1 protein-coding gene and 1 pseudogene are annotated in these 5,249 nt (G+C 46.6%); both read left to right on the top strand.

Translation table 11 applies throughout. The features are described from left to right. Window positions 1–70 precede the first annotated feature (70 nt). The gene (locus NC99_RS05385) at window positions 71–3,196 is read left to right on the top strand and encodes a glycoside hydrolase family 2 TIM barrel-domain containing protein (protein WP_053180642.1); all 3,126 of its coding nucleotides are present in this window, start codon (window positions 71–73) and stop codon (window positions 3,194–3,196) included. Between the two features lie 74 nt (window positions 3,197–3,270). After that, window positions 3,271–4,623: pseudogene (locus NC99_RS22435) on the top strand (BNR repeat-containing protein). Window positions 4,624–5,249: the final 626 nt, after the last annotated feature.

Raw genomic sequence — 5,249 nt, 5'->3', positions numbered from 1 at the left:
TCTATTTTTTTTGGTTGTATTCCACTCGAGCTTGTTTCATATTAGATTTTTGAAAAAAATACAAAATAATATGAGAAATATCCAATTACTGGCTGGCTTACTTCTGCTTGTTCTTAGCGGAATCGCGCAGCCAAAGGCGTCCAGCAACGACTGGGAAAATCCGGAAATATTTGGGATCAACAAGGAAGAGCCACGCGCAAGCTTCTTACCGTATGCCGATGAAAAATCTGCGCTGGAAAATGATTACTCAAAATCTCCTTACTTTCAGGACTTGAATGGAACCTGGAAATTTAATTGGGTGTCTACGCCTGCCGAACGCCCGGTTGACTTTTACAAGGAGGATTTTGATGTGAGTTCGTGGGACAACATCAACGTTCCCGCAAATTGGGAGTTGGAAGGCTATGGAACGCCCATTTATACCAACGTGGCTTATCCGCACCCCAAAAATCCTCCGTATATTGATCATGCCCATAACCCGGTTGGCTCTTACCGCCGCAACTTTGAGCTGCCACAGGACTGGGCCGGACGACGAGTTTATCTACATTTTGAAGCAGGAACATCGGCGATGTACGTTTGGGTAAACGGCGAAAAGGTGGGCTATAGCCAAGTTACCAAAAGCCCGGTTGAGTTTGATATTACCAATTATATTCATTCAGGAAATAATAGTCTGGCTGTCGAAGTCTATCGCTGGAGTGATGGTTCGTACCTGGAAGATCAGGATTTCTGGCGCCTCTCCGGAATAGAGAGAAACGTATTTCTTTACAGCACCGATCAAATCCGTATTGACGATTTCTTTGTAAAAGCAGGCTTGGATAAAGCCTACAAGAACGGCACCTTGTCACTTGACCTGCGTGTAAAAAACTTCAAGGAAAAAGCAGCAGCGGGATCATTTCAATTAAATTTATTCGATGCAGAAGGGAAACTGGTTTTCAAAAAGAAAGAAAAGTGGAACCTGCAAGCCGTTGCCAAAACGAATTTACAGGTAAACACAACCGTTAAGAATGTGCGGCAGTGGAGCGCCGAAACGCCTAACTTGTATCAACTGCTGCTATCAATTTACGATGCTGATGGGAGGTTGATTGAAACAACTTCACAAAAAATCGGTTTCCGAACGGTCGAGCTGAAAAACAGCCAATTGCTGGTCAATGGACAGCCCATTGTTGTTAAAGGAGTTAACCTGCATGAACATCATCAAACCAAGGGGCATTATGTGGATAGGGCCACCATGTTGAAAGACATTGAAGTGATGAAGGCGCATAACATGAATGCCGTGCGAACCTCACACTATCCGCACAGCACCTTGTGGAATTCACTTTGTGATGAATACGGCCTCTACCTGGTGGATGAAGCCAATATTGAAACTCACGGCATGGGAGCCGAGTGGCAAGGCTGGTTCGACAAATCAAAACATCCGGCTTACCTGCCCGAATGGCATGCCGCCCACATGGACCGTATCAAACGATTGGTGGAGCGCGACAAAAACCACCCGTCAGTCATTATCTGGAGTTTGGGCAATGAATGTGGCAACGGACAAGTTTTTCACGATGCCTACGAATGGATTAAAGAACGGGACGACAGCCGCCTGACTCAGTCAGAGCAAGCCGGGCAAAATGCCAACACCGATATTGTAGCTCCCATGTATCCGGGCATGAACAGCATGAACGAATATGCTGCCAAGGAGAATCCCGGACGTCCCTACATCATGTGTGAATACTCGCATGCCATGGGGAACAGCAACGGAAACTTCAAGGAATACTGGGATCTGATTCGTTCCAAACCACACATGCAGGGCGGTTTTATATGGGATTGGGTTGACCAGGGTCTGCTAACTCAAGATGAAGCGGGACGGCCATACTGGGCTTATGGCGGTGATTTGGGCGGCCAGCAATATACCCACGATGAAAACTTCTGTCTCAATGGGCTGGTTTCCGCCGATCGTACCCCGCATCCTGGGTTAAAAGAAGTCAAACATATCTACCAAGATATCCATGTTTCGGCCATCAATCTTGAAAAAGGGGAATTGGAAATCTTCAACGAATTTTCCTTCATTAGTTTGGAGCAATTCAATTTTAAATGGGTGCTGCTGAAAAATGGCGAGAAAGAAGCTGAAGGTGAATTCACCACCAACGTCAAGCCCGGAAAAACCCAACGAGTGGCCATTGACCTGCCTGAAATTCAACCGGAAGCCGGGGTGGAATATTTGCTTGATGTTTATGCCTACACCAAGGCGGAAACACCCATGCTTCCGGCAGGACATGAGGTGGCACGTAACCAGATGGTTTTTGAGTCGAACAATTTTTTCAAAAAAGAACTAAACTCGGACTCAAAACCAGCGTTGGACGAAAACAATCATCAGATTACCATTAAAGCTGGCGGTGTTGAAGTCGGGATCAGCAAACGATCTGGGTTGCTCAACCGTTTTGTATCAAACGGAAAATCGCTGATCAGTTCAGAGCTGACTCCTGAGTTTTGGCGTGCACCAACCGACAATGATTTTGGAAACGGCATGCCAGTACGTGCCAATGTGTGGCGAACAGCCGGCATTAACCGCAGCCTGAAGAATATTCGTGCCGAAGAAATCGGGAATACCGTGGTTGTTACGGCTGATTTGTTTCTCAACGATGTACAATCAGACTACCAATTGGTGTATTCCATGAGCGGAGACGGCCGCCTGAAAATTGATGTCAACTACCAGGCCGGCCCGGATCTTCTTCCCGGACTGCCCCGCTTCGGTATGGTTGTGCGTATTCCCGGAGCACTCAACCAATTTGAGTACTATGGTCGTGGCCCGTGGGAAAACTACAACGACCGCAATAACGGAACATTCATCGGAATTCACTCCAGCTCGGTTGCCAACCAATACGTACCTTACGCGCGACCACAGGAGAATGGTTACAAAACGGATGTTCGCTGGGTGAGCCTGACTAGCCAGGATGGCCGAGGCTTGATGGTTAAAGGGCTACAGCCGCTAAGCACCAGCGCACTTCACTTCGAAACCAAGGACTTTGACCCCGGCTTGAGCAAAAAACAACAGCACGCATCAGACCTTCATCCAAAGAAAGATGTATTTTTACACATCGACCTGGCACAATGCGGTGTTGGTGGAGACAATAGTTGGGGCGCCTGGACACACGAGCAATACCGTTTGGAAGAATCAAGCTATCAATACAGTTTTATTTTGCAAGCAGTCCAATAGATTGTTACTTACTTGAGGAATCCCGAAAGGATGGAGCGAACCTCCATCCTTTCGTTTTCAAAGATGAATGATTCATGAAGAAAATGATTAGACTTTTGGCCGGAGTATTTTTAATGTCCGTAGTTGGGTGTCAATCCGGAAGTCAAACAGAAAATGGTATTACAACTTCGTTGGTACCGATCGGCGAAGGCTGGTCACAAACCAGTGTAAACGCAACGATATTTAGAAAGAATTCCGTGGTTTCAACTGCCAATTACCAGTTTGTGGCCTACTACGACAGTTCAGCTTCGGTAGTGCTGGCCCGCCGAAAACATGGAAGCGATAGCTGGGAGATTCACCAAACGCAATACAAAGGAAATGTGCATGATGCCCATAACGTGATCAGTCTAATGGTCGATGGAGATGGATACCTGCATCTAAGCTGGGATCATCACAACAATCCGCTGAACTACTGCCGCAGTTTGAGCCCGGAAAGTTTGGAACTTGGTCCTAAGCGTCCGATGATCGGTGGCAACGAACAAACTGTTTCTTATCCCGAGTTTTATGCTTTGCCTGACGGCGACTTGTTGTTTGCCTACCGGGAAGGCGGTTCTGGAAACGGCAACCTGGTGCTGAATCGCTATGACTTGAATGATCAATGCTGAGCGCGGGTACAAAGCAACCTGATTGACGGCGAAGGCCAGCGAAATGCTTATTGGCAACTGTTTGTCGATGATGCCGGCCAAATTCATGTATCATGGGTATGGCGCGAAACGCCGGATGTGCGATCCAATCATGATATGTGTTATGCTGTGTCAGCGGATGGTGGTTTAAGCTGGAAAAAATCCACCGGCGAAAGCTATCAACTGCCCATCACCGAAGCAACAGCCGAAGTTGTCAAGTCAATCCCTCAAGGTAGTAATTTGATCAACCAAACCTCAATGACGGTGGATCATCAGGCTAATCCTTACATCGTCACGTATTTTAAGGCTGAGGGCGACAGCTGTACGCAATTCCATGTGATTTTCCAACAACAAGGATGTTGGAAGAGCTCGGTGGCGACCAACCGCACCCATGATTTTGATCTGGGCGGAGTAGGCTCGCGAAGCATTCCCATTAGTCGCCCGCAGTTGATGGTTTTATCTCATGGAAAAGACCAGCAGTTGGCATTGATTTATCGTGACGAGGAACTGGACAACCACGTGGTGGTGGCTTCAACAACGATCGCCGAATCATTTAATTGGAGCTCACAAATTATCAGTCCATATCCGGTTGACCGCTGGGAACCTTCGTACGATACTGAATTGCTTCGACGCAACAACATGCTGCACCTGTACCTCCAGAAAGTAGGACAGGGGCAAGGCGAAACCAGTGTGGCACTCGAACCTCAAATGGTGAATATTCTGGAGATAAATATGACAGGCACTTTTCAGAAAACGATCAAATAAGTATCTTTAAGACTTCATTTTAAGTTTATTAGGTAATTCTATTTCAGAGGGATAGCATCTCTTTCCCGACTTTCGATGAGCATGGCCGTAGCTTTTTCGAAATGATGAATGAATCATTCGTAAGGGTTACCGATTTTTAATGGATTTTAGGTGGCTGTTTTAAAATAGGCAACCTAAAAACAAATTCTCCTGAATAGCAATGGGAACGAATAAAAAAGGGGCACTCCGCCCCTGTGGTTCAGTCTAAAAAGGATTTCCTTTGCCGGCATAGGCATCTTCATCTGCCGCAGCTGAGAGAAATCTTCGAAATTCCGGTTCTCCGCAATCAGAACATAGTAGCATGCGGGTTCGTGGCCAGTAATAAGCTACAGCTCCACGAGGTAAACGCACCTGGCACTCTTCGCAGTAACTTGGATAACGTACTGCAATTTGTCTTGGATCATCTTTGTATCTCATCATCAAAACCTCCTATAGTTTTATTCTGACAATAATCATCAGCATTGGTTAATCTTCAGATGGTTTCATAATGAAAATCGCAGGCGATGGGTCATCAAAATCCCGGGCTGTAATCAGGCCTTTGAGCGTGACTTCCCGCAACAGCCGGTTCGACCTGTCCGTTACTTTTT

Origin of the sequence: Sunxiuqinia dokdonensis, assembly GCF_001270965.1 — a bacterium.
GTDB lineage: Bacteria > Bacteroidota > Bacteroidia > Bacteroidales > Prolixibacteraceae > Sunxiuqinia > Sunxiuqinia dokdonensis.
Note: the sequence above shows the minus strand (reverse complement) of the source record. Positions and strands in the feature narration are given on the sequence as shown.